This window comes from Pontibacter sp. HJ8 (assembly GCF_054824225.1).
In genome coordinates, this window is record NZ_JSYF01000460.1 from 1 (window position 1) to 1,954 (window position 1,954).

Consider the following 1,954-nt stretch of genomic DNA (forward strand, 5'->3'; position numbering starts at 1 on the left):
AAACAAAGATTGAAAGAAGAAGGTTTAGCCACCCAGCCTTACCAGGTATAGCGACGGGCTCAATCTATTCTACAAAATTAGCTTTTATATACAGCTACACCCAACCAAATCTACCTCGGCATGCCACAGGTATACTAATTTATCATTCATCTTCATAACCAGCCCCCTTAAGGGTGTGTCCAGTTCATTATTCAAAGGAAAGGTGTCTGCATAAAGAAAGTAAAGGCCTTCCACCCCTTGGAGGGAAGCAAAGGTTTTCTGAAGCTCTCCGCTGTTCGGGCAATCCTGGCACTTCTTTTTGTACTGGCTCTTTAGCAGCGCATCTATTTCCGGCTCTCCCTTGTAGTTGAGGTCTAAGCTATACCTGCTGCCAAACAATACTTTGTCATCGCCCTTGAAAGGCTTGTTGTCCAGTAAGTAATTGTAGTATAGCAGGCACTCTCCGTGGTAAGAGGCAAAGTTGGTGATCTGGGTCTTTACTTTCCTTTGCGTTGTATAAGTATAGACGGACCTGTTCCTGTTTTTGAAAAGTGAATCGGCAAGGGTTGGATGTAGCGCCAGTTTTGTTTGAGAGTGATTGTCATAGGCGGGTGCCAACTTGTGCTGGGTTAAGATTTTGTGCTCAAGCGAAATATCCTGCAGATCAGGATTGTCAATGTCATATTTCGGGAAAGCAAGAATGCCCAGCTGATCTTTGTTCAACTTGAAGATGGGGAGCAACACTTGCTCAATGGCTAAGTTGGAGTGAAATTCTTCCTTAGGCTGATGCAGGTCGGCTTTCAAAGCAAGCAAAAACTTTCTGTTCTCCCCCGGGAGCGCCGGGTTGGCAAGCGCCTTGGGTAAAAATTCCTGAGAGAAATAGTCTGCTGCTATAGAATTGAGTCGCTGTATTTCAGCCCAATATTCCGTGCATTCGCGCACCAGCGCTTCATCCACTTGCTGCCCGTCCTGGTTTTCTTTTTGGCCTACTTCTTTTTCCGAGGTGCCGGTATGCCTGGAAGAAACAGGTAAAGCCTCTTTCTTTTCTGTTTTATCCGTTTCCTGCTGGCAGGAAAGTAAAAGGAGCAGGATGAGGAGCAGGGAGAAGTAGTATTGTTTCATAGGTAGTGCAAGTGAAGCTGTTGGGAGAAGCACTATAAATATAACAATCTTTTCTATATAGAAGTCAGACTAAAAAAAGCAGCCCCTAAAGGAGCTGCTTTTTTTAGTCTGACTTCAGTCAAATATGTCTTTCCAGGTGCTACCTACTGCAAGCACATCGGATATGCTCCCCAGTCGTCTCTCGCGTCGAGAACTTTGAAAGAGCCGTATTGCTGCTTGACCACCAATGGGCCCTCACCGGGTGTTGTCAAAATCGTGTGACTTTCTTTTCTGTTTGTCTCGATGAGCACTGCTTCTCCCAGGCCGCCCAGGCTTTCAACTTTAAAGATGTCGCCCGGCTTCATCCCATTTTCTGAAAAGATCACGCTGGCTGCTGCACCATTTCTGGTACTCACTTTCACATTGGCAGGCTTGTCCCCTGTATACTGCATCCACATCGATTGCAACGTGCCGCTCGAAGGCCAGCATTGACCTGCTCCATCCGGACAAAGTTGTAATCTACTGATGGCTCCCGAGCCAGCCAGTTTGCGTCCTTCGCCAAAGGTCACGACCATTTTGGTAACACCTGACACATCCCCGTCGAAGCCGACTAAAGTGATGTCATTTTTATCTGTTTTAGGAAGCTTTTTGCTCTTAAGCAGCTGACCCGTGCCACTAAAAAGCTCTACCAGGGAGCCTTCATCCGCATCATCGATATCATACACGACAAAGCTCTTCATGGTAACGCTGCCCATCGGGGAGAAATCAATTGTAAGGCGTCCGCCGCCATCGTGCATGGTGGGGCTGCTACCATCGCCAATGGTGAGCAGTTTTGGTTGGCCTAACAGGTTAATCAGGAGGTTCTCGCGGGGGT

Annotated in this window: 2 protein-coding genes; both read right to left on the reverse strand. The window is 47.2% G+C overall.

Features of this window, described 5'->3' with window-relative positions; translation table 11 throughout:
• Window positions 1-84: 84 nt before the first annotated feature.
• The gene (locus OB13_RS17795; protein ID WP_461491532.1) at window positions 85-1,101 is read right to left on the reverse strand and encodes a hypothetical protein; all 1,017 of its coding nucleotides are present in this window, start codon (window positions 1,099-1,101) and stop codon (window positions 85-87) included.
• 143 nt (window positions 1,102-1,244) lie between these two features.
• The coding region (locus tag OB13_RS17800; protein WP_461491533.1) for a hypothetical protein at window positions 1,245-1,954 on the reverse strand (710 nt) is incomplete at its 5' end.

Bases quoted from the DNA above. Each gene is read 5' to 3' on its own strand.
- OB13_RS17795 (WP_461491532.1), bottom strand. From the start codon at position 1,101: ATGAAACAATACTACTTCTCCCTGCTCCTCATCCTGCTCCTTTTACTT.